Origin of the sequence: Arthrobacter sp. ISL-48 (assembly GCF_018613805.1) — a bacterium.
GTDB lineage: Bacteria > Actinomycetota > Actinomycetes > Actinomycetales > Micrococcaceae > Arthrobacter.
Genome location: NZ_JAGGPL010000004.1, coordinates 119,624 through 145,561, shown reverse-complemented (window position 1 = coordinate 145,561; position 25,938 = coordinate 119,624). Strand labels below are relative to the sequence as shown.

23 protein-coding genes are annotated in these 25,938 nt (G+C 65.6%); 9 read left to right on the top strand and 14 right to left on the bottom strand.

Annotated features, from left to right (window positions below; all coding sequences use genetic code 11):
* Positions 1-8: 8 nt before the first annotated feature.
* Positions 9-1,481, bottom strand: a complete 1,473-nt coding sequence (locus J7E83_RS09515; RefSeq protein WP_214961381.1) for a Gfo/Idh/MocA family oxidoreductase — start codon at positions 1,479-1,481, stop codon at positions 9-11.
* Positions 1,482-1,859: 378 nt separating this feature from the next.
* Between J7E83_RS09515 and J7E83_RS09510 the strand changes: the two genes are divergently transcribed.
* The gene (locus tag J7E83_RS09510) at positions 1,860-2,894 is read left to right on the top strand and encodes a LacI family DNA-binding transcriptional regulator (RefSeq protein WP_214961379.1); all 1,035 of its coding nucleotides are present in this window, start codon (positions 1,860-1,862) and stop codon (positions 2,892-2,894) included.
* A gap of 64 nt (positions 2,895-2,958) precedes the next feature.
* On the opposite strand, the gene J7E83_RS09505 is transcribed toward J7E83_RS09510, so the two are convergent.
* Positions 2,959-3,669, bottom strand: a complete 711-nt coding sequence (locus J7E83_RS09505) for a FadR/GntR family transcriptional regulator (protein ID WP_214961377.1) — start codon at positions 3,667-3,669, stop codon at positions 2,959-2,961.
* 97 nt (positions 3,670-3,766) lie between these two features.
* Between J7E83_RS09505 and J7E83_RS09500 the strand changes: the two genes are divergently transcribed.
* Positions 3,767-5,107 (top strand): alpha-hydroxy acid oxidase, encoded by a 1,341-nt coding sequence (locus tag J7E83_RS09500; RefSeq protein WP_285289331.1) that lies wholly within the window; start codon positions 3,767-3,769, stop codon positions 5,105-5,107.
* A 100-nt stretch (positions 5,108-5,207) separates the two neighbouring features.
* On the opposite strand, the gene J7E83_RS09495 is transcribed toward J7E83_RS09500, so the two are convergent.
* Positions 5,208-5,780, bottom strand: a complete 573-nt coding sequence (locus J7E83_RS09495) for a helix-turn-helix transcriptional regulator (RefSeq protein WP_214961375.1) — start codon at positions 5,778-5,780, stop codon at positions 5,208-5,210.
* A 101-nt stretch (positions 5,781-5,881) separates the two neighbouring features.
* Positions 5,882-7,093, bottom strand: a complete 1,212-nt coding sequence (locus tag J7E83_RS09490) for an acetoin utilization protein AcuC (protein ID WP_214961373.1) — start codon at positions 7,091-7,093, stop codon at positions 5,882-5,884.
* Between the two features lie 104 nt (positions 7,094-7,197).
* On the opposite strand from J7E83_RS09490, the gene J7E83_RS09485 reads away from it, so the two are divergent.
* Complete coding sequence (locus J7E83_RS09485; RefSeq protein ID WP_214961371.1) at positions 7,198-8,631, top strand: TrkH family potassium uptake protein; 1,434 nt, start codon at positions 7,198-7,200, stop codon at positions 8,629-8,631.
* The gene (locus tag J7E83_RS09480) at positions 8,624-9,310 is read left to right on the top strand and encodes a TrkA family potassium uptake protein (protein ID WP_214961369.1); all 687 of its coding nucleotides are present in this window, start codon (positions 8,624-8,626) and stop codon (positions 9,308-9,310) included. Before J7E83_RS09485 ends, J7E83_RS09480 begins: the two co-directional genes overlap by 8 nt.
* Positions 9,311-9,342: 32 nt before the next feature.
* Here J7E83_RS09480 and proC read toward each other — a convergent pair whose 3' ends face one another.
* The 7 genes from proC to J7E83_RS09445 all read right to left on the bottom strand — a co-directional run bounded on the left by proC (position 9,343) and on the right by J7E83_RS09445 (position 18,268).
* Positions 9,343-10,176, bottom strand: coding sequence for a pyrroline-5-carboxylate reductase (proC, locus tag J7E83_RS09475; protein ID WP_214961367.1), 834 nt, complete (start codon positions 10,174-10,176; stop codon positions 9,343-9,345).
* 331 nt (positions 10,177-10,507) lie between these two features.
* Positions 10,508-11,494 carry a Ppx/GppA phosphatase family protein gene (locus tag J7E83_RS09470; protein WP_214961365.1) on the bottom strand — a complete coding sequence of 329 codons (987 nt, stop codon included), beginning with the start codon at positions 11,492-11,494 and terminating at the stop codon, positions 10,508-10,510.
* Positions 11,495-11,546: 52 nt separating this feature from the next.
* Entirely contained in the window at positions 11,547-11,999 is a 453-nt protein-coding gene (locus tag J7E83_RS09465) for an SseB family protein (RefSeq protein WP_214961363.1), read from the bottom strand.
* Between the two features lie 137 nt (positions 12,000-12,136).
* Positions 12,137-14,878 (bottom strand): type I DNA topoisomerase, encoded by a 2,742-nt coding sequence (gene topA / locus J7E83_RS09460; protein WP_214961360.1) that lies wholly within the window; start codon positions 14,876-14,878, stop codon positions 12,137-12,139.
* A gap of 137 nt (positions 14,879-15,015) precedes the next feature.
* On the bottom strand, positions 15,016-15,702 hold the full coding sequence (locus J7E83_RS09455) for a helix-turn-helix transcriptional regulator (protein ID WP_214961358.1): 687 nt from the start codon (positions 15,700-15,702) through the stop codon (positions 15,016-15,018).
* Positions 15,703-15,806: 104 nt separating this feature from the next.
* Positions 15,807-17,462, bottom strand: coding sequence for a methyltransferase (locus tag J7E83_RS09450; protein WP_214961356.1), 1,656 nt, complete (start codon positions 17,460-17,462; stop codon positions 15,807-15,809).
* A gap of 23 nt (positions 17,463-17,485) precedes the next feature.
* On the bottom strand, positions 17,486-18,268 hold the full coding sequence (locus J7E83_RS09445; protein WP_214961354.1) for a MerR family transcriptional regulator: 783 nt from the start codon (positions 18,266-18,268) through the stop codon (positions 17,486-17,488).
* A 252-nt stretch (positions 18,269-18,520) separates the two neighbouring features.
* On the opposite strand from J7E83_RS09445, the gene J7E83_RS09440 reads away from it, so the two are divergent.
* From J7E83_RS09440 to J7E83_RS09430, 3 genes are all read left to right on the top strand, one after another.
* Complete coding sequence (locus J7E83_RS09440) at positions 18,521-19,678, top strand: hypothetical protein (RefSeq protein WP_214961353.1); 1,158 nt, start codon at positions 18,521-18,523, stop codon at positions 19,676-19,678.
* A gap of 23 nt (positions 19,679-19,701) precedes the next feature.
* The gene (locus J7E83_RS09435) at positions 19,702-20,139 is read left to right on the top strand and encodes a hypothetical protein (protein ID WP_214961351.1); all 438 of its coding nucleotides are present in this window, start codon (positions 19,702-19,704) and stop codon (positions 20,137-20,139) included.
* Between the two features lie 163 nt (positions 20,140-20,302).
* Positions 20,303-20,899: a hypothetical protein gene (locus J7E83_RS09430; RefSeq protein ID WP_251043673.1), complete on the top strand. Its 597-nt coding sequence runs from the start codon at positions 20,303-20,305 to the stop codon at positions 20,897-20,899.
* A gap of 53 nt (positions 20,900-20,952) precedes the next feature.
* On the opposite strand, the gene J7E83_RS09425 is transcribed toward J7E83_RS09430, so the two are convergent.
* Positions 20,953-21,846: a rhodanese-related sulfurtransferase gene (locus J7E83_RS09425; RefSeq protein WP_214961349.1), complete on the bottom strand. Its 894-nt coding sequence runs from the start codon at positions 21,844-21,846 to the stop codon at positions 20,953-20,955.
* Between the two features lie 102 nt (positions 21,847-21,948).
* On the opposite strand from J7E83_RS09425, the gene J7E83_RS09420 reads away from it, so the two are divergent.
* Positions 21,949-22,641, top strand: coding sequence for a GNAT family N-acetyltransferase (locus tag J7E83_RS09420; RefSeq protein WP_214961346.1), 693 nt, complete (start codon positions 21,949-21,951; stop codon positions 22,639-22,641).
* Between the two features lie 96 nt (positions 22,642-22,737).
* Complete coding sequence (locus tag J7E83_RS09415) at positions 22,738-25,110, top strand: DEAD/DEAH box helicase (protein ID WP_214961344.1); 2,373 nt, start codon at positions 22,738-22,740, stop codon at positions 25,108-25,110.
* On the opposite strand, the gene J7E83_RS09410 is transcribed toward J7E83_RS09415, so the two are convergent.
* Together J7E83_RS09410 and J7E83_RS21405 are read right to left on the bottom strand one after the other, a co-directional pair.
* On the bottom strand, positions 25,107-25,466 hold the full coding sequence (locus tag J7E83_RS09410; RefSeq protein WP_214961342.1) for an Rv3654c family TadE-like protein: 360 nt from the start codon (positions 25,464-25,466) through the stop codon (positions 25,107-25,109). The two genes, J7E83_RS09415 and J7E83_RS09410, sit on opposite strands and share 4 nt — an antisense overlap.
* The gene (locus J7E83_RS21405) at positions 25,463-25,834 is read right to left on the bottom strand and encodes a TadE family type IV pilus minor pilin (protein ID WP_311379623.1); all 372 of its coding nucleotides are present in this window, start codon (positions 25,832-25,834) and stop codon (positions 25,463-25,465) included. The genes J7E83_RS09410 and J7E83_RS21405 overlap by 4 nt, the downstream gene beginning before the upstream one ends.
* Positions 25,835-25,938 lie beyond the last annotated feature (104 nt).

Below are 25,938 nucleotides of genomic sequence, written 5' to 3'. Positions count from 1 at the left end.
ATGTTCCTTTAGGTTGAAGGCCGGGCCTGGTTGCCGCGCCGGAGGTCGACGCCGAGGTCCAGGTCCTCGATGCGGACCGGCAGTGACGATTCCAGCGAGAGGTTGCCGGCAATGCCTACGGACACGGAGCGGAGGCCGTCGAGGTAGCCGGAGGGCCGTCCCAGCGGGTCTTCGCCGGGACCGTTGAAGAGGTCCGAGAGCAGAAGCTCGTCGCCGCCGCCGTGGCCGCCTTCGCCGTTGACGATGGGCACCTCGTAGGCGGCTTCCCAGTGGCGCTGGACCACCAGGCGTTCACCGTTGCGGCGAATGGCGTCCTCTTCCTCAATGGGGGTGGCGCTCGGGTCCACGACTGTCTTTTTGTCCGTGCTGCTGAGGACTGCGGCGCGTTCCACCACCTCCAGCTCGGCACGCCCTTCGGTGCCATTGACCGCCACGCGGTAGCCTTCCCAGGGGCTGTGGGCGTTTAGCGAGTAGCTCAGGCGCGGACCGCCCTGGTATTCAACCACCAGGGCCAGGTTGTCTTCGATCGTGATGCCGCCGGTAAAGACGTCCTGGTCGCGGCGGTAACCGTCGTAGTGCTCGTTGTCGAGGAAGAGGGCCTTCAGCCGCTCATCGTCACGGAGGTCCAGCGAAAACGGATCCTTTTCGACGGCAGCGGGAGCGCCGGCGTCGGGCGTTCCGCGCTCCGGACGGGGGCCCAGTCCGCGCTCGGCGGCGTTCTTGTCGCCGTAGAACTTCAGGCCGCCAGAGGCGAAGACGCGCTCGGGCACATCATTGATCCACCAGTTGACGAGGTCGAAGTGGTGGGAGGCCTTGTGGATCAGCAGGCCGCCGGAGTTCTTCTTCTCACGGTGCCAGCGGCGGAAGTAGTCCGCGCCGTGGACGGTGTCCAGGACCCACCTGAAATCGATGGAGGTGACCTTGCCGATCACGCCGCTCTGGATGATCTCCTTGAGCGCGCTGTTGCGTGGTGAGTAGCGGTAGTTGAAGGTGACAACCACGTTGCGGCCGGTCTCCTCCACGGCCTTGGTTATCCGGCGGCAGCCTTCGGCATCGATGGTGAGCGGCTTTTCGACGACGACGTCGGCGCCCGCCGTGAGTGCCTCCACGATGTAGTCCGCGTGTGTGTAGTCAGGTGTGGTCACCACGACGCGGTCAACGTTGTTGGCCTGGATGAAGGCAGTGAGGTCCGCTGGATCGAAGGAGGCAACGGGACCGGGCGCCCCCAGTTCCTGGATGAGCTTCTGGTAGAACTCCACACGGCCGGGGTTGACGTCCGAGAACGCCACGAGCTCGGCGGTGTCCGAGTGCTTCCCAAAGATGGCGCGGATATACATTTCCGAACGGCCGCCGGTGCCGATGAGTGCGATGCGCGCCTTGGCGGAACGGCCCGTGCCGGCAGCAACTTCCGCGGTGGTCCCGGTAACGGATTCGGAGCCGGAGACCGCGGTGACGGAACTCGGCTCGGCTGTGTTGACCATGGTGGTCCCTTTCAATGGCTTAACACTGGGCCGGTGGCGGCCTGGCTGGTGCGGGGGGGGTGGTGCCGTGTGCTGCTGGGTTTTGATGGATGGTTTTGTGGCGAGTTCGTGAGAAAGCGTTTTCTCGACCCGCTATATGATTTGTATCAAGAGATGCGCGGTCCCGTCAACCATTATCCCCCGTGGGAGAAAGCGTTTTCTGGCAGGACTTCCAGAAGGGTGGGTCACAGGTAAGCGGCGCCGCAACCCTCAAATCGCAAAACGGGCAGAAATCGGTTTCCGATAGCGTTATATGCTTTCACTCATGACACCTCTGGTCCCTGATCCTGCACCGCCCGGGCAGGCACACTGGCTCCAGGGGCTTACGAAAGGCAGACCATGGTGAGGAAATCGGCAACCGGCAGGATCGGCATCGCAGACGTTGCCGTTAAGGCCGGGGTCTCACATGCCACGGTTTCGCGCGTGATGAACGGAAACTTCACGGTTGACCCGGACATCGCGGCACGGGTGCGCGCGGCTGCGGCAGAGCTGAAATATCAGCCGAACCCCGTCGGGCGCAGTCTGGCACTCGGCAAAACGGACACCATTGGCATCGTGGTGCCGGACCTCGCCAACCCCACCTTCCAGGCGATCCTGCGTGGATTGAGCCGGGCAGCAGCCCAGGACGGTTACCGCATCCTGATCGCAGATACCTTCGAGGTGTCCAGCGAGGAAGCCATCCTGGCCGGCGAGGCCAGGCGCAGGTGCGACGGCCTGGTCCTGTGCGCACCACGCATGAGCGACGCCGAACTTGAGGAAATAGCACCGTCCCTGCACCCCCTCGTCCTGATCAACAGGACAACGGCGACTGCCGGGGTGCCCAGCCTGGTGGTGGACTATGGCCAGGGAGTCCAGGACCTGGCAGAACATCTGGTCGGGCTCGGCCACACCCGGCTGGCATTCCTGGCCGGGCCGGCCCGCAGCGCGTCCAACGGGCTCCGGCTCCAGGGCCTGGCGGCCTTCAAGGCAGCCCACCCGCAGGTAGAGGTCCGGATGCTGGAAGGCGGCTCGGACTTCGACACAGGCCACCGGGCGGTGGATGCCGTCCTGGACAGCGGCGCCACGGGCATTTTGGCCTTCAATGACCTGGTGGCCATGGGCCTCCTGAGCGGGCTTCATGAACGCGGCGTCAAGGTGCCGGAAGATATCTCCGTTACGGGCTTTGACGACATCCCCTTCGCCCGGTACACCACCCCCACCCTCACCACTGCCGCGGTACCCATCACCGAGCTCGGCCAACAGGCGTGGCACCAGATGAGGGCGCTGATCCGGAAGGAAAGCAGTGACGTGCCCGGCAGCAGGTACCAGCCCCGTCTGGAGGTCCGGGGCAGCACGGGCCCAGCGAGGGCTGCCCGGTCAGCGGTACACGGCTAACCTCCCGCCAGGTCCTGGAGATCGGGCCGCGCTAACAGAGCTCCCTCGCACGCAAAGATCCGCTTTAAGGCCGGCCCTGCTCCGTGTGACCGGAACCCAGCCCGGCCTCCTTGTAGTACCCCTCGATGTGGGCAGCCACCAGCTTGGCCGCACGTGCGCCGTCGTCGTTCCTTACGGCGGCAAGAATTTCATGATGCTCCACCCGCAGGCGCGACGCCGTGGCCTCCCAGTCCGGCAGATTGGCCGTCAGCTGCGCGGCATACCCCTGGATGGATTCCCGCAGCGACCCCATCATGGCGCTCACCACGGCGTTCCCGGCGGCGTCGGCCAGGGCCAGGTGGAAACGAACGTCCAACGCCAGGAAGTCGCTGACTCCGAGATCCTGGCGGGCCATGCCGTCGAGGAGCGTGGCCGCCTCTTCCAGTTCCGGCGCGTCCGGGCTCGCTTTCGCCACAGCCCAGGACTCCAGCAAAACGCGCGTCTCCACGATGTCCGCCACCGGCAGGTGCTGAGTGGCAACGTGCAGCCGCAGGGCAGAGCCGAGCGCCGCCGTCGGATCAGAGATGACTACGGTTCCCGCCTCCGGACCTGACCCCACCCCGGCCCGGACCACCCCCATGGCTTCAAGGATCCGGATGGCCTCGCGCACGGATGTCCGGGAAACCCGGAGCTGTTCGGCAAGGGTTCGCTCCGCGGGAAGCCGGCCGCCCACGGTCAGCTGGCCCTCGGAAAGCCTACTTTCGATCCAGTGCAGGACAAGCTGGTGGGTTCGCATAGGGCCATCCTAGTTGATGTGGTCGGACCACATGGCCTACAGTGTGGTTAGACCACAGATGCGGCCACTGTCGGCCAGCCCACCAGCGGAGGAAGCCATGACCCACACCATCCAGCCGAACAACCCGGAAGCCACGCCGGCGCCGGACGCGACGGACATCCCGGCCACTGGCACTGCCTCTCCCGGCCCCGCATCTCCTTCCGTGCTACCCGCGGCGCTCAAGCGCCGGATCCCCAAGTACTCCGATCTTGCTCCCCTCATGCAGTTCAAGAAGCCAGAGTTCAGCAAGGAAGCCCGCCTCAGGCGCGCCAGCACCATCTGGGAACTCCGGGACATCGCCAAGCGCCGCACCCCCCAGGCACCCTTCGACTACACGGACGGCGCAGCCGAAGGCGAAATCACCCTGCGCCGTGCCCGGGAAGCATTCCTTGACATTGAGTTCCGCCCCGGCATTCTGCGGGACGTCTCGAGCATCGACCTGGGCACGGAGATCCTCGGCAAGCCCTCCCGGCTCCCCGTGGGCATCGCGCCCACGGGCTTCACCCGCATGATGCAGTCGGAAGGCGAATACGCCGGCTCACAGGCAGCAGAAGCAGCAGGGATCCCCTACACCCTCTCCACGATGGGTACCGCCTCAATTGAGGACGTTGCAGCGGCTGCCCCCAATGGCCGCAACTGGTTCCAGCTCTACCTCTGGACAGACCGCGACCGTTCTCTGGAACTGATTGAGCGTGCCGCCAAGGCCGGCAACGATACGCTCATGGTCACGGTGGACACAGCCGTAGCCGGCGCCCGACTCCGGGACGTCCGCAACGGCATGACCATCCCGCCGGCCCTCACCATCAAGACTGTGCTGGACGCGTCCTACCGCCCGGCTTGGTGGTTCAACTTCCTCACCCACGAGCCACTGACCTTCGCCTCGCTGTCCCGCTACACCGGTACCGTGGCGGACCTCATCAACTCCATGTTCGACCCCACCCTCACCTTCGAGGACCTGGACTGGCTGCGTGAAACCTGGAAGGGCAAGCTGGTGGTCAAGGGCATCCAGACGGTTGAGGATGCCCGCAAGGTGGTAGACCACGGTGCCGACGGCGTGGTGCTTTCCAACCATGGCGGCCGCCAGTTGGACCGCGCACCCATCCCGTTCCACCTGCTCCCGGCCGTCAAGCAGGCCTTCGAGGCGGACAACTCGGACGCGGCCATCATCCTGGACACCGGCATCATGAGCGGCGCGGACATCGTGGCCGCCCTGGCACTGGGCGCCGATTTCACTCTGATTGGGCGGGCCTACCTCTACGGCCTGATGGCAGGCGGCCGGGCGGGCGTGGACCGGGCCATCCAGATCCTCGAGAAGGACATGGCCCGCACCATGGCACTGCTGGGCGTCAGCAAGATCTCGGACCTCACGCCGGACCACGTCCGCCTGCTCGGCAAATAGCCCTTCTCCCGGAACTGACTGGCAGTAAGTGTCCTTTTGTGCCCTCAAACCGACACTTACTGCTAGTTAGACACTTACTGCTAGTTACTTGAGTCCGGGCCTACTTTTTGCGGCCGAACTTCGGCAGGTTGGGGAGGTTGGCCAGGAGGTCCGCAGCCTTCGTGGCGGCGCGGCCAACGGTGCGGCCGATCTGCTGCGGAACGGTGTCATCGCTGAGCGGAGCCACGGTGCCGCCCGGAATGACGACGGCGGGACTCAGTTCGGCGCCTCCTTGGGCCAGGACGCCGGCCGCTACCGTATGAGCGGCCACGCCATCAGGGTCCGTCACGGACTGCAGAGGCGTCTTGCCGTCCTTCCCCGCGGGAACCTTCGCAGTCGTCTGCTCCTGTGGCTTTCCGGCGGCGGGCGCCCGGCCGACGTCGAACGTCTCCAGCCAGCTGGCAATCCCCTCAAGTGGCTTGGGGTTGAGCGCATAGTAGCGCTTCTGGCCCTGTGCACGCATGCTCACGAGTTGCGCTTCGCGGAGAACCTTCAGGTGCTTCGAAATAGTGGGCTGGCTGGCCGACAACTCCTCCACCAGCTCCCCCACCGCCTTGTCCCCTCCACGAAGGGATACCAGGATGTCGCGCCGGGTTGCTTCCGCAATGACGGCAAATACGTCGTCTGTCACCATGCCTCCCACCCTAGCGACATATACGCCGAAAGGCATCAACTATTTCGGCCCGCGCCATTGCTGTGAAAGGCGCAATGGCAGGTGCGCGACAACGGCCGGGACTAGTCGAACCAGGGATCCAGACCGTACAGCGGGAACACTGCTTTGCGTGTGGCCATGACGGTCCGGTCCACCCCGTCATTGGGATCGAACCCCACTTCCCAGGACCGCCACCACAGCTCCACGTCATCGCCCATGAGCGCGGGCGTGGCGGTGCCGAACTTGTCTTCCACATACGAGCGCCAGTCCTCCGGCACCGGGGCGCGCAGGGGCACGGGGCGCCCCGCTGCGATGGCGATCAGGTGGCTCCAGGACCGCGGGACCACACCGGTGACGTTGTAGCCCCCGCCGCCGGTTGCGATCCAGCGGCCGCCGCAATGCCGGGCGGCCAGGTTCCCGATGGCGGTGGCGGCTTCACGCTGTCCGTCAACACTGATGTTGAGATGCGCCAGGGGATCCAGGCGGTGCGAGTCGCAGCCGTGCTGGCTCACGATGACCTCAGGTTCAAAAGCAGTGACGAGCTGCGGCACCACCGCGTGGAAGGCGCGCAACCAGCCGGCGTCGCCGGTTCCGGACGGCAGGGCGACGTTCACCGCGCTGCCTGCAGCCTGCGGACCGCCGATCTCGTTGGCGAAGCCCGTGCCCGGAAAAAGCGTGAGCCCGCTTTCATGCAGCGAGATGGTCAGAACCCGGGGATCATCCCAGAAGATGCTTTCCGTCCCGTCCCCGTGATGCGCGTCGACGTCGATGTATGCCACGCGCCGGATACCGCCGTCGAGCAGTTTACGGACCGCAAGGGCTGAATCGTTGTAGATGCAGAAGCCACTGGCGCGCTCCCGGGCAGCATGGTGCATCCCGCCACCAAAGTTCACCGCGTGCAGTGCGGAGCCGTCCAGGACCGCGGACGCCGCGAGCAGGGATCCGCCGGCCAGCCGTGCGGCGGCTTCGTGCATTCCGGCGAAGGCGGGATCGTCCTCCGTGCCGAGGCCCCGGGCTTCGTCCGGCGACGCCGGGTCCTCGCTGACGCGGTGCACTGCCTCGACGAACTCCGGTGAGTGCACGGTCGCCAGTTCGGCGTCGGACGCTACGTGCGGGGCCTGAACGGTGACGTGGGCCAGGTCCAGGAGCCCAAGGCTCCTGGCCAGCCGCGCTGTGAGATCCATCCGCGCCGGCGCCATCGGGTGGCCCGGGCCGAAATTGTAGGCGGTCATGGCGGAGTTCCACACCACCACCGTTGGCGGCGCGGGCAGGGTGAGACCGGGCAGGTATGTCATCAATCACAGGCTACCCGAGCACGCCATCTCCTCCTGCCCGGCAATGTGGCGCCCTTTAGTGGTTTACTACTGAAGGAACAGTTTCTACCGAGGACAAGCCACAGATGACGGAAAGCCAGTCGAGGCCCCGGAACCCCGCCAGTTGGCAAGCCGCCGGACCGGAGCGGGAAGGCCTCTGGATCTTCACGCGGCTCCGCGACGTCATTGACGATATCGCCAACACCTCGCCCGCCCGTCTTGCCCTCAGCGCGTTCGCCACCGTCTGTCTGGTGTTCACTTTCCTGCTTTCGCTGCCCATCTCGTCAGCCAGCGGTGCAGCCACGCCGTTGCACCAGGCGCTGTTCACAGCGGTATCCGCTGTGTGCGTCACCGGCCTGACGGTGGTTTCGACGGCGGTGCACTGGTCCTTCTTCGGCCAGGTGATCATCCTGGTCGGCATTTTCGTGGGCGGCCTGGGCACACTGACACTCGCTTCGCTGCTGGCCCTGATGGTGAGCAAGAAGCTCGGTGTCCGCGGCAAACTCATTGCCCAGGAGGCCATGAACAACGCAGGCCGCCTGGGTGAGGTGGGCACCCTGCTGCGGATTGTCATCACGACCTCCGTGGTGATCGAGGGTGTGCTGGCCCTGGCCCTGGTTCCCCGGTTCCTGCTGTTGGGTGAGCCGTTCTGGCAGGCCCTGTGGCACGGCGTGTTCTACTCAATCTCGTCCTTCAACAACGCCGGCTTTACCCCGCATTCGGACGGCATTGTGCCTTACGAGACGGATCTGTGGATCCTGGTTCCGCTGATGCTGGGCGTGTTCCTCGGCAGCCTGGGCTTCCCCGTGGTCATGGTCCTGCAGCAGAACGGGCTCAACTGGAAGAAGTGGAACCTGCACACCAAGCTGACCATCCAGGTGTCCTTCATCCTGCTGGCGGCAGGCACCGTGCTGTGGGCCCTCATGGAGTGGGACAACGCCCGGACCATCGGGCCCATGAACATCGCCGACAAATTCACGCACTCACTCTTCGCCTCCGTCATGACCAGGTCCGGCGGCTTCAACCTCGTGGAACAGAACCATCTGGAATCCACCACCATGCTGCTTACGGATGCCCTGATGTTCGCCGGAGGTGGCTCGGCATCCACCGCAGGCGGCATCAAGGTGACCACCATCGCCGTGATGTTCCTTGCCATTGTGGCCGAGGCCCGTGGCGATGCCGATGTCAAGGTCTACGGCCGGACCATCCCCCAGGGCACCATGCGCGTAGCAATCTCAGTGATCGTGGCAGGCGCCACACTTGTCTCCGTCTGCGCCTTCCTGCTCCTGCAGATCAGTGGAGCGTCCCTGGACCGGGTGCTGTTTGAAACCATTTCGGCCTTCGCCACGGTCGGGTTGAGTACGAATCTCAGCGCGGAACTTCCACCGTCGGGCGTTTATGTCCTTGCCGTCCTGATGTTCGCAGGCCGTGTGGGCACCGTTACCCTTGCTGCCGGCCTGGCACTGCGCCAGCGCAGCCAGCTGTACCACTACCCGGAAGAGAGGCCCATCATTGGCTAATTCCTCAGGCGCCCCCAACCGCCCCGCCCATAACGCGCCAGTCCTGGTGATCGGGCTGGGCCGCTTCGGCTCCTCCACCGCAGAACAGCTCGTGAAACAGGGCCGCGAGGTGCTTGCAATCGAACGCGACCGGACCCTGGTCCAGAAGTGGGCTCCGCTCCTCACCCATGTGGTGGAGGCTGACGCCACCAACATCGACGCTCTGCGCCAGCTCGGCGCGCAGGAGTTCAGTTCCGCGGTGGTGGGCGTTGGGACGTCCATCGAGTCCTCGGTCCTGATCACCGTGAACCTGGTGGACCTGGGCATCGAGCACCTGTGGGTCAAGGCCATCACGCCGTCGCACGGAAAAATCCTCACCCGTATCGGCGCCAACCACGTCATCTACCCGGAGGCTGACGCCGGCGTCCGGGCCGCCCACCTCGTCTCCGGCCGCATGCTGGACTTCATCGAGTTCGACGACGACTTCGCCATCGTCAAGATGTACCCGCCACGTGAAACGGTCGGGTTCACGCTGGACGAATCCAAAGTGCGGTCCAAGTACGGTGTGACGATCGTGGGCGTGAAATCCCCGGGCGAGGACTTCACCTACGCCCGCCCGGAGACCAAAGTATCTTCCCGCGACATGTTGATCGTATCCGGCCACGTTGATCTGCTGGAGCGCTTCGCGGCCCGGCCCTAACGCCCGTCAGCTGGGCCACTGGAGCGGGACAATCAGCCGAGCTGCTTGGTGATCTCCGCCGCGCGGTCCGCGGCCGCCCGGGCGCCGGCAGCGATGATCGACGGAATGCCGCGGTCATCGAAAGTCGCGATGGCGCGCTCCGTGGTGCCGTTGGGGCTGGTCACGGCCTTGCGAAGGGCCGATGGATCGGCCCCTGGCTCGGCCAGCATGAAGCCTGCGCCAGCCACTGTTTCCCGGGCAAGGAGCAGTGACAGCTCAGGGGGCAGGCCTAATTCGACGCCGGCGGAAGCCATGGCCTCCGCCAGGTAGAACGCGTAAGCCGGTCCTGAACCGCTGATGGCTGAGAGCGCATCCACCTGGTCCTCCGGCACCTCAACCACGGTTCCCGCCGACTTGAGGATGTCCTTGGCCTTCTGAAGCTGCTCCGGTGTGCAGTGGCTGCCGGGGGATACAGAAACGACGCCGCGGCCCAGCTTGGCGGGCGTATTGGGCATGGTCCTGATGACCGGCTGGCCGTCCGGCAGCGCGGCTTCCAGCTGCGCCAGGGAGACAGCTGCGGCGACGCTGATGACGATGGTCCCGGGCGAGAGCGATCCGCTGATCTCCCTGGCCAGGTCGGCGATCCCCGGCGGTTTGACGCCAAGAATGACGACGGCGGAGCCCTTGGCGGCCTGCTTGTTGTTGTCCGGTTCCTCCTCGCCGGCGATGGCGGTGATCCCGTGGTGGCGTTCGGCCAGCTCGGCCGCCCGGTCTGCCCGCCGGACAGTGGCCACGATGTCGGATGGGTCTGTTCCACCCTCCAGCAGGCCACTGAGGATGGCTTCGTTCATGGATCCACAGCCAAGGAATGCGATTCGGTTGCTCATGGATCCATCATTGCAGTTCGACCGCCGCCCTGCAGAAAAGTACTCCTGCAGCGATTCACAGCGGACTCCCATGTTCGCTGCAGCTCGCTCACAACTTAGGTCCCTAACGTAGGTATTGCCTCATTGAGGGTGCGAGTGATGCGGCAAGCATGGGGATGTTTGCCCGGAGCGCCGGTGGCCTGCAGCAGGTTTTCCCCCATTTTCCTGCTGCGGGCCCCGGCGCTTTCGCGTTAACCCGGTCTTCGCGTCAAGCCTGCCTTCGCGTTGCGGCTTCCTCGCACCAAGCAAACTTGTTTTAACCCGCCTGTGCCAGCACACCGCCGCGGCAGACTCAGATGGCGAGGGACCCCTCGGGTGTCACAACATGGGGCGCCGGATCCAGCGGACCGGCAAAGACCAGCTGGTCCAGGCGCCGCAGAATGAGGCCTTCGCGCAGAGCCCAGGGACAGATCCTGACCTTCTTGAAGTTGAACATTTCCAGGGCCGCCTCGGCCACCAGCGCGCCCGCCAGCAGCTGGTTGGCGCGCGCCTCAGAAACGCCCGGCAGGTGCAACCGGTCCTCCGTCTTCATCGCTGAGATGCGCTGGGCCCAGACGCCGAGGTCGATGCCGTTCAGTTCACGCTTTACGTACGGGCCCGCAGCGCTGGGTGCCGCGCCGGCGATCCTGGCCAGTGAGCGGAAGGTCTTGGACGTCCCTGCTACGAGGTTTGCCCGGCCCAGGCCTTCGAACTCCTTGACGGCTGGTTTGAGCGACGCCCGGATGTAGCGGCGCAGCTCTTTCACGCTTTTTGCCGATGGCGGGTCCTCGGTGAGCCAGTCACGGGTGAGACGGCTCGCACCGAGGGGCACGGAGGTGGCGACTTCGGGAAGCTCGTTCTGGCCGAAAGCCATTTCGAAGGACCCGCCACCGATGTCCAGGTTCAGGATGGGCCCGGCTCCCCAGCCGTACCAGCGCCTGACTGCGAAGAAGGTCATCGACGCCTCTTCGTCGCCCGTCAGTTCCTGCAGTGTCACGGTAGTTTCGTGCTTGACTCGGGCAAGGACCGCCGGACCGTTGGTCGCCTCACGAATGGCCGAGGTGCAGAAGGCCAGCAGGTCCTCGGCTTTGTGCTTGGCCGCGAACTCCCAGGCTTCCAGGACAAACTCGGTCAACTCATGCTGCCCGTCGTCGGTGATGTTGCCGTCACCGTCCAGGTACTGCACCAGGGAGAGCGGACGCTTGTGCGACGCGAATGGCACCGGACGCGCGCCAGGGTGGGCATCCACCAGGAGGAGGTGGACAGTATTGGACCCGATATCGAGGACGCCTAGCCGCATGCAGCCATTATTGCCCGGGCGGGCACCTGGCTCACAACCGGCGCAGCAGAAGTCAGTCTGCGACGGGGTCCGTGGCCTCGCCGTCGGGAAGCTCATCGGCGCGTTTGAAGTCGCGCTTGATGTTGGCCACGCCCTCGGGATTGATCTCGAAGCCAAAGGCGGCGCCCGGATTGATCACCATGCCAAGCTCTTCGCCGATGTTGGCGATGATGGCGGCGCCCTGGGTCCCAAGGACATTAGGGGCAGCCTCCAGGTACTGCACGTCCACACGGCTCGGGTGCGAGAAGACCGCCAGGACAGGATCGCCGTCGGCATTCGCCAGCACCAGCGGCTCCACCTGCGAGTCCTCGCCTTCAGGCCCTTCGGTGCTCACGACGTAGACCTCGCTGTTGAGGAAGGACAGGATGACGTCCACCGGGCTGGCGTCGGGCTGTCCGCCCTGGGCGAGCTTCTCTTCGAGGTCGTTCAGGGGCTGGAGATCCGTGTGCGCGGGCTGTTCAGTCATGTATCTACTCGATCACGTCGGGGAGCCGGGGCGCAAACGGGAGTGTCCGCCCTAACGCGAAATCGCCGGAAGCCTGCGGGCTCGCTGGAACATTCCGGCGGACCCGCACGCTTCCGGCGAACCCGGTGCCGGCGCCCCTACTTCTTGGCGGCGGCCTTCTTTTTCGGCGGTGCCTTGCGGGCCGTGGTGGTCCGCTTGACCGGGCCCTTGGCCCTTTTTTCCGCGAGGAGTTCGACGGCGCGTTCCCGGGTCAGTTCCTCGAGGGACGTGGTGCGCGGGACGGTGATGTTGGTGACGCCGTCCGTGATGTACGGCCCGAAGCGGCCTTCCTTCACCACGATGTTCTTCTCCGACACAGGGTCCGGCCCGAACTCAGCCAGCGGCGGCACCGCGGCACGCGCACCGCGCTGCTTGGGCTGGGAGTAGATCTCCAGGGCCTGCTCCAGCGTAATGGTGAAGATTTCCTCTTCGGAGCCGATCGAACGGGAGTCCGTGCCCTTCTTCAGGTACGGGCCAAAACGTCCATTCTGGACGGTGATGAGGTTCCCTTCGGCGTCCTCGCCCAGTGCCCGGGGCAGGCTCATGAGCTGCAGCGCCTCATCCAGGGTGACGGAATCAACCGACATGGACGCGAACAGCGAGCCCGTGCGGGGCTTAGCCTTGACGGGCTTCTTCGGGGGCTTGGGCTTGCCGTTCTTGTAGTACTCCACAGGCTGGTTGGCCAATTGTTCGTCGGTCATCTCGGGGATGACCTCCGTGACATAGGCGCCATAGCGGCCGTTCTTGGCCACGACAGTGTGCCCGGTGTGCGGATCAGCACCCAGCACGCGTTCTTCCGGTGCCGCTGTTTCCATGAGTTCGATGGCCTTGGCTGCCGTCAGTTCATCAGGAGCCAGGTCCTCGGGAACGTTCGCACGCGAGGATTCCACGATCTCGCCGGTCTTGGCGTCCACGGTCGGGATGGAGCTTTCCAGGTAAGGGCCGAACTTGCCCACCCGCAGAGTGATGCCGTCCGCGATGGGAACGGAGTTGATCTCGCGGGCATCGATCTCGCCGAGGTTGTTCACAATGCTCAGCAGGCCGGGGTCCGAGTCTTCGCCGTAGTAGAAGTGCTTGAGCCAGGCGGAACCCACTGCCTGGCCGTTGGCGATCTTGTCCAGGTCGCCTTCCATGTCGGCCGTGAATTCGTAGTCCACGTAGTCCGTGAAGTGCTGCTCCAGGAGTCGGATCACGGAGAACGCGATCCAGCTCGGGACCAGGGCCGAGCCCTGCTTCCGGACGTAGCCGCGGTCCTGAATGGTGGAGATGGTGGAGGCATAGGTGGACGGACGCCCGATGCCCTTCTTTTCCAGTTCCGCCGTCAGGGAGGCTTCGGTGAAGCGTGGCGGCGGGGAGGTCTCATGGCCTACAGCCACAATTTCCGACGCCGTCAGGGCATCGTTCTTGGCCACGTTCGGCAGGCGGCGGGCTTCGTCGGAATCGTCGTCGCCGCGGCTTTCGTCCTTGCCTTCCTCATAGGCGGCAAGGAAGCCGGGGAACGTGATGACAGTGCCGGAGGCGGAGAATTCGGCGTCTTTGCCTTTGGCAGAGCCGCTGACAGCCACGGCACCGAGGCGGATCGTGGCGGTGGAGCCCTTGGCGTCGGCCATCTGCGAGGCGACGGTGCGCTTCCAGATCAGCTCGTACAGGCGGAACTCGTCGCCCGAGAGCTGCTTGGCCACCTGGGCAGGCGTACGGAAGGAGTCACCCGCGGGACGGATGGCCTCGTGGGCCTCCTGCGCGTTCGCGGCCTTGCTGGTGTAGACGCGGGGCGACTGCGGGACATATTCCGGGCCGTACAGCTCGGAGGCCTGGCGGCGGGCGGCCGTGAGGGCCTCGTCACTCAGCGCCGAGGAGTCGGTACGCATATAAGTGATATAGCCGTTTTCATACAGGCGCTGGGCGACCTGCATGGTGCTCTTGGAGGAGAAGCGCAGCTTGCGGCCTGCCTCCTGCTGGAGCGTGGAGGTGGTGAACGGCGCAGCAGGGCGGCGCGTGTACGGCTTGGTGTCCACTGACCGGACGCGGAAGTCGGCGTCCTGCAGGCCTGCTGCCAGCGAGGTGGCCAGCTCCTCGTTGAGGTGGGCCGCATTGCGGGAGACGAGTTCGCCGTCGTCGTTGAAGTCCCGGCCGGTGGCCACCTTGGCGCCGTCGAGCGCCGCCAACTTGGCTTTGAATGAACCCGAACCGGCACCGAACTGGCCGGTGAGGTCCCAGTAGGACGCCGCTTTGAAGGCCATGCGTTCGCGTTCGCGGTCCACCACCATGCGTGTGACCACTGACTGGACGCGGCCGGCGGACAGCCCCCGGGCCACCTTGCGCCAGAGGACAGGGGAAATCTCGTAACCGTACAGGCGGTCCAGCACGCGTCGGGTTTCCTGGGCATCCACCAGGGCGGCATCAACATCGCGCAGGTTGTCCATGGCGCGGTGGATGGCTTCCTTGGTGATTTCGCCGAATGTCATCCGGTACACCGGGACCTTGGGCTTGAGCACTTCCAGCAGGTGCCACGCGATGGCCTCGCCCTCGCGGTCCCCATCGGTTGCGAGATAAAGAGCGTCGGCGTCTTTGAGCTGGGCCTTGAGTTCGGCCACCTTTTTCTTCTTGTCCGGTGACACGACGTAATACGGCTTGAAGTCGTTCTCGATGTCGACGGCGAACTTGCCCACCGAGGTCTTCTTCAGTTCGGCCGGGAGCTCGGACGGCTGCGGCAGGTCGCGGATGTGACCGATGGAGGCCTCTACGATGAAGCCCTCGCCGAGGTACTTGGCGATGGTCTTGCTCTTGGCCGGAGACTCCACAATCACGAGTTTCTTGCCGCTTTTGGCCTTGCTTGGCACGGTGCTCCTACAGAAAAAGGTTGCTGGGGCAGATGAGCCCATATTGGCCTAGTTCACCATATTTTGGACAAACATGCGCATTCCTGTGGAAAACGTGCGGCTTTTCGTCTGGCGGTGAAGAGTCGGATTTCCGGCGTTTACACAGTGCCCGGTGCGTCTTCAGCTGGCCCTTCTGCTGCGGCAGCAATGGTCTGCGCGGTGACGGAACGGTCGTCCGGAATCAGCGACCACATGGCGGCCATCCGTTCGGCTCCCTCGGGTATCCGGTGCGGATCATCCAGCTCGTACTCGCTGAGCAGCCCGAACAGGCGTTCGGTCAGTTCGGCCTGCTGTTCGCGGGTGAGGTACAGCAAGCTGGTGGCGAGGGCGACGGCGGTGGGCGCCTCGGCAGGTGCGCCGCTGCGGCGGCGTTCGTCGCGGGCCCGGGCGTAGGCGGCAGCGCGGCGTCGGAACGCATCGAGTTCCAGGTCCAGGACAGCGAACTCCGGGCTGGCCGGTCCCCCGCCGGAGTTGATGGTGAAGTCAGTTCCGGCGGCCTTCCAGCGGCGCTCCCGGGCATCACCTGACGCGCCGGCCGGCACCACGATCCCCCACTTCTGCAACGCCCGCAGGTGGTAGCTCATGGCGCTGGGGGTCAGCCCGGTCTGCACGGCAAGTTCCGTGGCCGTGCGGCTGACCTGGGTGGAAAACAGCTCGGAGATGACCTCCAGCCGGGCAGCGTGGGCCAGGGCGCGGATCGCCTTGGGATCGGTGATTTCCACCGTGGCCTCGGCACGGTTCTGCCGCCCGGCCGTGGCTGCCGGTCCTGCGGATTCCGTATTCACGGCACCAGTGTATCCAGCACCCCTCAGCTGTGAAGCGAACGCTTGATATCACTCCGGAGCAACCGGATCGGCCGGAGGGACCGGATCGACCGGAGCTAAAGCAATCAGGCCGGCAGCAGGAAGCCGTCCCGCACCAGGTTACCCACCTCGGTGAGCAGCCCGACGCGGAAGGCGTCGCCGTCGAACCCGTCCTCCCCGGCCAGGCTGCCGCCCAACAGTGCCGCGAGGGCGCCGATGATCTGCCGCACGGACAGGTCGCCGTCGCAGGCCGAGACAAACCCGGCCAGCTCGGTGCTGAGCAGGTTGGTCCGGCGCAGCCCGGCGCCCTGGCGCAGCAGGATTACGCCCGGGTGCTCCGCACCCGGGCGCTGGTGGCGTTCCTCCGTGACGTCGTCCGCCACCAGCAGGTGCGCGTCCTCCAGACTGTTGATGGCGAGCCAGTCTGAACGTTCGACGGCGGCGCCCAGGTGGGGGCCGATCGGCTGTTCGATGGGGTACGTGATTTCCTCGAACCGGCTGATGGTGGCGGAGCCGGGCCCAGGAACGGGCGGACGGCGCAGCAAGACCATGCCGAATCCGATGCCCTCCACGTCCCGCGAGGCGAAGTCGGCCAGGTAGGCGGCGTAGGCGTCCTGGTAATGCCGGCGGTCGCGGGACTCGGAGGCATCCTGGAGCCAGGTCTCGGCATACTGCTCCGGGCCCACCTGCTCGCGCTGGATGAACCAAGCGTCCGTGTCCGGGCTGACCCATTCCTGCGGCCGCTCCGACCACGTAGTTCCGGCGGGAATCTCCCAGTTTCCCAGCAGCTGCGCGGTCCCGCCCCGGGCCAGTACTCCAGGCAACGCCGCCACGAGCGAGGCGACTATTTCGTCCCCGGGCAGGCCCCCGTCCCGGTACGTGAACTGGGCCGAGGCGTCCTCGGCAAGGCTTCGCGGCGTGATCACGAACGGCGGGTTGGACACCACCAGGTCAAACTCTTCACCGGCCACGGGAGTCAGCAGGGATCCCAACCGCAGGCTCACCCGGTCCTCGAGGTGGTCAGTGTCCAGGCGCAGCGCAGCCGCATTAAGGAGAAGGTTGAAGCGGGTGAAGGCAAGTGCCCGCTCGGATATGTCCGTGGCGGTCACGTGCCCGGCGTGGAGCAGGAGGTGGAACGTCTGGATACCGCAGCCCGTGCCCAGGTCCAGGGCCCTGGCCACGTTCCGGCGGACGGTGGTCTGCACTAGCGTGGTCGAGGCCTGGCCGATTCCCAGCACGTGGTCGTGCCGGAGCACCCCGGTCTGCTGGTGCGCTGCGAGGTCACTCGCCACCCAGAGCTCCGCGCCGCCTCTTCCATCAGTGTCTGTTGCGGGATCTCCCGCCCAGCCATACGGCCGCAGATCGGCCTTCGCGGCCAACAGCCCCGAGCCGGGCACGGGCTCAATGAGCCCCAGCTCGAGGAGGCCCTCCGCACGGATCTCTGGAAGGGCGGCGTCGAGCGTTTCCCGCCTTTGCGGTACCGCCAGGAGCCAGAGGCGGACGACGGCGGCGAGCCCCGCGGTGCCTGCCTCGCGGGTGGAGTTTTCAGTAGCGAGCAGGGCGGGGATGAGCTGGTCCCGATCCAGGGCGCGGTTGGCTGAGTCACCCAGCAGGTTGGCCACACCGTCGAGCGTGTACCCCACGCGGCGCAGGTCAGCGGCCAGCGACGTCAGCAGCCCGGGGAGGTCGCTGCGGGGAGCATCTGGGGTGTTGCCGGCCGAAAAATGCGTGGAGTCAGTCACCGGTCAAGTCTATTGGCGGCGGGTTACAGGTTCTGCTCCGCATAAAACGCGAGCGCGTCCCGGACAAAGGCCGCGCCGTCCTGGCCGCCGTAATTGGCGGCGAACCGCGCATCGGCGACGTACATCTCGCCGAGGCCCGTGACGTAGGCCTTGAGGCGAGCCTTCCCGCCGTCGTTTACTTCACCAGCCACATCCGACGCCGGCGTACCCGGGATCCCCGTCAGCCACTCGACGTGCCGCTTGGCCATCGCTTGGGCCTCCGCGCTGTCCGGGGCGATGCCGGAGGTGGCGGCGGTAATCCAGTCGGCACCCAGTTGCCGGGACCGCTGCTTCCACGCGCTCTTCTCGTCGGCGCTCATGCCGCGCCACCACGAGTCACCCTTGGCATAGGCGTCCTTGCCCCAGCGCTCCTCCACCTCGTCCTTGTACTGCGTGTGGTCGAAACCGTCGAACATGTCTTCCGCCATGATTTCGCCACCTCCTTTCACTGCTTCGATGGTTTGCGTGACCGACGCGATCTGCCGCGCCAGCCTGTCCTGTTCCTGCTTGAGCCACTCCAGGTGGCCGGCGAGCGCCTTGGTGGCGTCCGCTTCGTCGTCGAGCACCTGACTGATCACCGGCAGCCCCAGCCCCAGCCCGCGGAGGAGCAGGATGCGCTGGAGCTGGACCAGCGCGGCCTGGTTGTAATACCGGTAGCCGTTATGCCCGGTGCGGCTGGGTTTGAGCAGGCCGATGTCGTCGTAGTGGCGCAGCGTCCGGCTGGTGGTGCCGGCGATCCGGGCTATGTCCTGAATGGACCAGTCCATCGCTTCCTCCTTCCCCGCTCCTTGGGCCGATAACTCGACTCTAAATGTTGACGTAGCGTCAAGGTCAAGAGGCCCCGGGAGGGCGGGCGTATCATGGACCCATGCACACGCAGCAGCGATTTATCAGCCCTCGGCCGCTTACCGGCCGCACGGGCTTCCCATCGCGCGCCTGACTGGAGCTGCCGGGGTCCGTGCGGCGCAGCGGCTGAGGGTGATGTCCCCCTCCCGCAACCGATGAATCAAGGACCCGACATGAAGAACTACCTTTCACTTGCCCAGCTCGACTCCGCTTTGTCCCTGCGCGACCTTTCCAATCCCGACGGGGGCCCGCACGCCATGCAGCTGCTCCTCGCCGACGTCGTTGCAGCACTGGAACGGCTCTGGGGCGTTCCGTCGGTCACCCACCGGCTGAATCCGCTGGTGGCCACGGCCGACAATTATGACCGGCTCGGATATTCGCCCGACGACGTTACCCGGGACTCGCGCTATTCCCGCCATGTGAGCCCTACAGTGATGCTGCGAAGCCATACGTCCGCCGGCATTCCCGCCCTGCTGGATTCACTCCGCGGCGAGCTGGGCCACTACGACATGCTGCATGTGCTTCCGGGGCTCGTGTACCGCCGCGACGCGATTGACCGCACCCACGTGGGGGCTCCGCACCAGCTGGATCTCTGGCGGCTCAAGGCGCGCGGGCTGCTGGGACCGTCCGACCTCGAGACCATGATGGCCGCCGTGGTGGAAGCCGTGCTCCCACCCTCCGAGCACCCCGGCGTCCAGTGGCGCGCCACCCCGGCCCGGCACAACTACACCGCGGCAGGAATGCAGCTGGATGTGCTGGTGAGTCAGCCTGACGGGCGCAGCGAATGGCTGGAAATGGCCGAGTGCGGGCTTGTTGCCGCGCCGGTCCTGCGTGGTTCAGGCCTGGATCCCCGCCGCTGGGCGGGCCTTGCCCTCGGCATGGGTTTGGACCGGGCGTTGATGCTGCGGAAGGGGATCACGGACATCCGGCTCCTGCGCTCACGCCATCCAGACGTCAGGGCGCAACTGCTGGACCTTTCGCCGTACCGTCCCGTCTCGGCCATGCCGGAAATCCGGCGGGACCTCTCACTCGTGCTGTCCTCGGAAGCCGGGGCCGACGTCGAGCTCCTCGGCGACCTGGCCCGCACAGCCCTGGGAGCGGACGCTGAGATACTTGCCGCCTTGGAGGTCAAAGCTGTGACGCCGACGGCGGTGCTGCCGCCGGCCGCCGTCGAACGCCTGCGTATGGCTCCCGGCGAGGTGAACGTACTGCTCCGGCTGGTACTGCAGCCGCTGGACCGGACCCTAACGGACCAGGAGGCCAATGCGCTACGGGACCGCGTTTATGTGGCACTGCACCAGGGCGAGGTGCAGGAGCTGATCGCCGGGTAGCGATTGCCGGGTAAGTTGGAGGCATGGTTCTGGTTCCTCCTTCCCTTCCGCGCGCCCTCTCAGCGGTTGCTGCTGCCGGCCTCCTGGTGGCTGTTTCCGGTTGCGCCCAGCAGCTTTCGGTAGAGAATGCGGATGTTCCGGCCTGGCAGGCCACTGCGCTGCCGTCCGCTGGGGGAACCGTGGCGGAGGACTCCGGCAAGATCCTCAACGCGCAGCCGGTGGTCCGCAACCGGGATGTGCCCGCTGGCACCTATACCCTGACGCTGGCGTGCGAAGGCGGCGGCAAGGCATTCCTGGCTGTGACCTCGGGCGGACGTGAGGTAGTGGATCTCGGGGCGGCCTGCTACGGCACCCGGGAGAGTGTGAAGGTCACTCTTGCGGAATCCGGACCGCTGGAAATCAGTGCATCCAGCGTGGATGCGCCCGTACTGTTTGCCTACCAGCTCGTCGAGTCCGGGTAGCGCTTAGGCTCAGTGTTGCCTGCGGTGTCCCGAGGGAATTGCTCGTAGATTTGCGGTCGGGCCCGGTCTCGGCGGGTACCGGCAATACGCCTGGTACCCCCTAGTCCTGTCGAGGGTAGGCACACCTCTGGCTTACCATCAGCGCCCGGCCTACAGTCGGAGTATGCCCGCCGCCCGAGGGGCGCCATCGCGCCGCAATGGGATTCCCCTCCCGGGCTCCTGCCCGCCGCGAATGGCCCGGACGCGCCCCCGTGCCAGGGCCGCCGTCGCGCTTTGGGCCGCTGGCGCCCTGGTGGCCGGAGCATCGCTGACGGGGTGTGAATACAGCTACGACGAGGGCCCGAGCCGTCTTGACCGCAGCACGGCGGCGCCGGCCGTTCCGGATCCTGCGTTCCTCAATGACGCCCTGGAGGACGAGCCTGTCACCGAGGCTGAACTCGGCGACTGGCTGAAGGAAGCGTTGCCCGAGACGGAACGGGAGGTCATCCACGTCGCAGCAGGCCTGCTGACCCCGGGGGAGGTCCGGACGGAGGAAGCCCAGGACCTGCCGGTCGGAACGTACGCGTTGGCGTTGGTCTGCAAGAGCCACCGGCGGGTCACCTTCACCGTCCGGACCGACGAATACACCTTGGTGGATCTGGGATTGCGCTGCGGATTAAGCCGGGAGAACGTGGTTTACCTTTCGCGGGAATCGGCGCTGACTTTCCGGGTGGAGGCCCGGTACGCGGCCAACTACGCAATCAGGCTGACACGGTTCTGAGGGTGCTCCCGGGGTGTGCCTCTTCAGGCAGCGCAGGTTCAGGCAGCACAGGTTCAGGCAGCGCAGCCTTCTGGGCAGCGCAAGGTCTCCGGACTCGAAGCGCATTCGGCGCAGTAGAGCGTAAGGGTGCGACAGCTGAGGTTGGAGCAGTTCTCGAATTTGCTGGTCGGCGCGGCACAACGCACGCATTCGCCGATGGTCTTGGCATCCTCGCTGAACTCCAGGTGCATGCGCTTGTCGAAGACGTACAGCGAGCCCTCCCACAGGCCCTGGTCCTTAAATGTTTCCCCGTAGCGGACAATACCGCCGTCCAGCTGATAGACCTCCTTGAAGCCGCGGTTCACCATCAGGCTGGAGAGTACTTCGCAGCGGATGCCGCCGGTGCAGTAGGTGACCACCGGTTTGTCCTTGAGCGCATCGTATTTACCCGAGTCGAGCTCCTCGATGAAATCATGCGTGGTAGCCACATCGGGGACCACCGCGTCCTTAAACCGGCCGATCTGCGCCTCGAAGGCGTTGCGGCCGTCGAAGAACACTACGTCCTCCCCGGCCTGCTTCCTGGCGTCCACCAGCTCATGCAACTCTTCGGGCGTGAGGTGCGTGCCGCCGCCCACCACGCCGGTCGCATCGACCTTGAGTTCACCTGGGGCGCCGAAGGAGACAATCTCGTCCCGGACCTTAACGCTGAGCCGGGGGAAGTCCCCCGCGCCGCCGTCGGACCATTTCACGTCGATGCCGTGAAAGCCCCTGTACTCGCGGGTGGTTTTCACGTATTGCTTGACGGCGCCGATCTCGCCGCCGACTGTGGCATTGATGCCGTCTTTTGAAATAAGGATGCGTCCCGTGAGCCCGAGCTTCTCGCAGAGGGCGCGCTGCCAGAGCCGGACCGCGTCCGGATCCGCGATGGGGGTAAAGCCGTAAAAGAGCACAATTCGGTTCAAAGCCACGTATTTAAGGGTACTGGCTTGCCCGCATCACAATTGCATAAGGGGTCACATCCACGCAGTGAAACTCTGTTGCTTGTGGCAGGGCTGGAATAGTCTCATCACATGAGTCCGGACGCCATGGTTGGAGACATTACCCGCCTTCTTGAAGTCTGGGTGGCCGGCTGGGCCGGTTGCCGCGGCTACCAGACTGCCACGGAGGGCCGCTTTCCCGCTGCCCTGCGGGCTGATACCACCGGGGAATGGGAGTATTTCGCCCACGACCCTTCCGACGACGAGTTCGCCGCATTGGCAGCAAAGGCCGCCGAAGCTCCGGCCCGGGTTCTGACCATCCTAAGCAACGACGCCGCCCGTTACACGCAGCTGGCCGAGACGCACAGGCTGAACGTCACCTCGGCCTCGCAGTCGATGATGATCGTGGATATGGAAACCCAGGATGCGGAAGATCCGTGGCTCTCCGACGACGACCTCTCCCTCACCACGTCCGAGCTGGACGGCGTGCATCACGCCGTGGTCCGCTCAGGTGAGACTGTTGCGGCCAGCGGCAGGGTCTTTGTGTTGGGGAAGACGGCCATCTTCGACAAAATCGTCACCGAGCCGGCTTTCCAGCGCCGGGGCCTGGGCAGCTTCATCATGAAGGCGCTGGCCGCCCAGGCTTTCGCGCACGATGTGGAGAACGGCCTGCTGCTGGCGTCCCTGGACGGGCAGAAGCTGTATTCCCACCTGGGCTGGTCAGCTGTCTGCCGCGTGCTGATGCTGTCCGCGTCCGAAGAGGGTTCTGATCTTTCTGTTGCATGACACGGATGGAATGACCGGGGCTGGATACACCCGGACCTCGTGATCCGGACTCCTTAGTTTTCGGGCCGATTATTTTTCGGGTGAAAGAATGTTGGGGTGAACCCCCATGACTCCCTGATTCCTTTGCTGGGCCGCGGCCCGGATCCGGAACAGCTCCGTCATGTCCGCACCATTCCTGCCCGTCCCGCTCTCCATGAAGCGTGGCCGGCCTGGGTGCATCCTGATTTGGTCGCCGCTTACAGCGCCGTCGGCATCCACGAGCCCTACCGCCACCAGATTCAGGCGGCCGATCTTGCCCATGACGGTAACCACGTGGTCATCGCGACCGGTACCGCCTCAGGAAAGTCCCTCGCTTACCAGTTGCCCGCACTGGATGCCATCCACCGCTCGGAGCTCCGGGTGCTGTCCGAACCCGGAAAGATCCACGACGACGGCGCCGTAGCCCTGTACCTCTCCCCCACCAAGGCTCTCGCCGCGGACCAGCTCGAAGCGATCCGCTCCCTGAAGCTGCCAACCGTCCGGGCCGAGACCTACGACGGCGACACCGACCCCGCGTCCCGCCGCTGGATCCGGGACCACGCCAACTTCATCCTTGCAAACCCGGATATGCTCCACTTCGGCATCCTCCCGAACCACGCCTGGTGGGCGGGATTTTTCCGCAGACTCCGGTATGTGATCGTGGATGAGGCCCACAGCTACCGCGGAGTGTTCGGCTCGCATGTGGCCAACCTCATGCGCCGGCTGCGCCGGATCTGTGCGTACTACGGTGCGGGAACGTCCTACCCGGAGCCGATATTCATTGCAGCATCAGCGACAGCCTCGGAGCCGGCCAAGTCCTTCGGACGGCTGATCGGAGCGCCGGTACGGGCAGTCTCGGAGGACTGCTCCCCGCACGGCTCAACCACGGTGGCCTTCTGGGAGCCCGCCCTGACCGAGCTCAAGGGCGAAAACGGTGCCAAGGAGCGGCGGACCGCCGTCGCTGAAACAGCTGACCTGCTCGCGAACCTGGTCTCCTCCCGGATCCGGACCATCGCTTTCATCAAGTCGCGCCGCGGAGCAGAGACGATCTCGGCGATCACCAAACGCCTCCTGGACGAGGTGGATCCCAGCCTGCCGCAGCGGGTGGCCGCCTACCGGTCCGGCTACCTGCCGGAAGAGCGGCGCGCCCTGGAACGGTCCCTGCGTTCCGGCGAGCTGTTGGGGGTCTCCAGCACCTCCGCCTTGGAGCTGGGGATCGACATCTCCGGGCTGGATGCCGTGCTGGTGGCAGGCTGGCCGGGTACCAGGGCGTCCCTGTTCCAGCAGATAGGCCGGGCGGGGCGGGCGGGCCAGGACGCCATCGCCGCGTTTGTGGCCAGTGACGATCCCTTGGACACCTACCTCGTGAACCATCCCGAGGCAATTTTCGACGTGTCGGTTGAGGCGACGGTGTTCGATCCTTCGAATCCATATGTGCTTGGACCCCATCTCTGCGCGGCGGCGGACGAGCTTCCCCTGGGCGTGGCCGAACTCGAACTATTCGGCAGTACTGCCGGGAAACTGCTGGGACAGCTCGTGGCCCAGGGGTACCTTCGCCGGCGTCCCGCAGGCTGGTTCTGGACGCACTCCCAGAGCGCTGCCGCCATGGTTAATTTGAGGGCAGACGGCGGTGGCCCGGTGAGCATCGTGGATGCAGACACCGGCTCCCTGCTGGGCACCATGGACTCACCCCAGACCCATTACCAGGCTCACACAGGAGCCGTCTACGTCCACCAGGGCGACAGCTACGTCGTTGAGGACCTGAACGAAGATGACCACTGCGTGGTGGTGCGGCGGGCTAACCCGGACTACTACACCACAGCCCGGGACGTGACGCAGATCGAGGTGCTTGAGACTCAGCGGACGGTCCAGTGGGGCGATGTTGCAGTCCATTTCGGCGACGTAAAAGTGACAACCCAGGTGGTGTCCTTCCAGCGCAAGGCCTTGATCTCGAACGAGATCCTGGGTGAGGAGCCGCTGGAGCTGGGAGCCCGGGACTTGTTTACGAAAGCCGTCTGGTTTGTGGTGGAAAACCGCTCCTTGACGGGTGCCGGGCTCATCGAGGCTCAGTTCCCCGGGGCCTTGCACGCCGCTGAGCATGCGGCTATCGGCCTATTGCCGCTGGTGGCGTCCAGTGATCGCTGGGATATCGGAGGGGTGTCCACGGCCATCCACGCCGACACCGGGGTGCCCACCATTTTTGTGTATGACGGTCACCCCGGCGGCGCGGGCTTCGCCGAACGCGGCTTCGACAAGGCCAAGGTGTGGCTCTCCGCCACACGGGACGCCATCAAAGCCTGCGAATGTGAATCCGGCTGTCCGTCCTGCGTCCAGTCCCCTAAATGCGGTAACAAGAACAATCCGCTGGACAAGGCCGCAGCGGTTACCCTGATCGACGTCCTGCTCAAGGATGCTATCGAGGTGACTCCAAGCGAGGTCGAACTCCGCTAGGGCGGAGGTCCCGCACGCGCCTGGCCGGTGCCTGCACCGAGCACGGTCCGGGCCAGGAGTTCCGTCCGGACTTCGATGGTCTGGCCGGCCCCCGGTGTACAGCTCACGAGGGTGGCAGCGTGGCGCCCCGCCACATCCGCGGCCACCAGGCACGGCTCCCCGGCGGTAAGTCCGCGCAGTGCATCCGCGCCGGCAAGGGCTGCCAGATCCGCTGCGGCCGCCGCCCTGCTGGCCATCACCGCTGACTGCGCCAACAGAAGCATCAGCATTATCGCCGTGATCACCAACAAGGCCAGACCTGCCGCCAGGACGGTACCCGAGCCCCGCTCCGGGTGGTCCCGTATCTGACCGCTCATCCCGCGGCCTCCGGCAATGAAGCGGACTGCCCTGGCAGCTGCAGGGCAACGGCACTCTCGCTGCGAGTCGAAGCCCGGGCGGTCAAGGTCCAGGGGATGGCTGACCCGAGCGGGCCGCCGGTGCGATCAGTCACGGTGACGTCAAACCACTCGCCGTCAGCGGCCACAGCCCCGGTGGCGGAAGCTCCGGCCAGCCTCCTGACGATCCCCTCGACAGCGCCTGGGTCTTCACCGCGCGCCAAGGCTCTGGCACCGGCACGTGCTGCCTCTTCCAGACGAAGCTGCGTAATTCCAGTAGCCGCGCCTGCCAGCAGTAGCGCCAGTAGCAGCAGGACTGCCGGCAGCGCCACAGCGAACTCAGCCGTCACGGCACCGCGCTCATGCCCCGGCCCACGATCCCTGCAACGGCCCGCAATTCCTGCTGCCGTATCCGGCCCGCCCCTGCAGTTACCGCGGGAACGGGAGGTGGAGA

Excerpts from the sequence above, each read along its gene's own strand:
- J7E83_RS09515 (WP_214961381.1), bottom strand. The coding sequence starts at position 1,481 with ATGGTCAACACAGCCGAGCCGAGTTCCGTCACCGCGGTCTCCGGCTCC.
- J7E83_RS09510 (WP_214961379.1), top strand. The coding sequence starts at position 1,860 with ATGGTGAGGAAATCGGCAACCGGCAGGATCGGCATCGCAGACGTTGCC.
- J7E83_RS09505 (WP_214961377.1), bottom strand. The coding sequence starts at position 3,669 with ATGCGAACCCACCAGCTTGTCCTGCACTGGATCGAAAGTAGGCTTTCC.
- J7E83_RS09500 (WP_285289331.1), top strand. The coding sequence starts at position 3,767 with ATGACCCACACCATCCAGCCGAACAACCCGGAAGCCACGCCGGCGCCG.
- J7E83_RS09495 (WP_214961375.1), bottom strand. The coding sequence starts at position 5,780 with ATGGTGACAGACGACGTATTTGCCGTCATTGCGGAAGCAACCCGGCGC.
- J7E83_RS09490 (WP_214961373.1), bottom strand. The coding sequence starts at position 7,093 with ATGACATACCTGCCCGGTCTCACCCTGCCCGCGCCGCCAACGGTGGTG.
- J7E83_RS09485 (WP_214961371.1), top strand. The coding sequence starts at position 7,198 with ATGACGGAAAGCCAGTCGAGGCCCCGGAACCCCGCCAGTTGGCAAGCC.
- proC (WP_214961367.1), bottom strand. The coding sequence starts at position 10,176 with ATGAGCAACCGAATCGCATTCCTTGGCTGTGGATCCATGAACGAAGCC.
- J7E83_RS09470 (WP_214961365.1), bottom strand. The coding sequence starts at position 11,494 with ATGCGGCTAGGCGTCCTCGATATCGGGTCCAATACTGTCCACCTCCTC.
- J7E83_RS09465 (WP_214961363.1), bottom strand. The coding sequence starts at position 11,999 with ATGACTGAACAGCCCGCGCACACGGATCTCCAGCCCCTGAACGACCTC.
- J7E83_RS09445 (WP_214961354.1), bottom strand. The coding sequence starts at position 18,268 with ATGGACTGGTCCATTCAGGACATAGCCCGGATCGCCGGCACCACCAGC.
- J7E83_RS09440 (WP_214961353.1), top strand. The coding sequence starts at position 18,521 with ATGAAGAACTACCTTTCACTTGCCCAGCTCGACTCCGCTTTGTCCCTG.
- J7E83_RS09435 (WP_214961351.1), top strand. The coding sequence starts at position 19,702 with ATGGTTCTGGTTCCTCCTTCCCTTCCGCGCGCCCTCTCAGCGGTTGCT.
- J7E83_RS09430 (WP_251043673.1), top strand. The coding sequence starts at position 20,303 with ATGCCCGCCGCCCGAGGGGCGCCATCGCGCCGCAATGGGATTCCCCTC.
- J7E83_RS09420 (WP_214961346.1), top strand. The coding sequence starts at position 21,949 with ATGAGTCCGGACGCCATGGTTGGAGACATTACCCGCCTTCTTGAAGTC.
- J7E83_RS09410 (WP_214961342.1), bottom strand. The coding sequence starts at position 25,466 with ATGAGCGGTCAGATACGGGACCACCCGGAGCGGGGCTCGGGTACCGTC.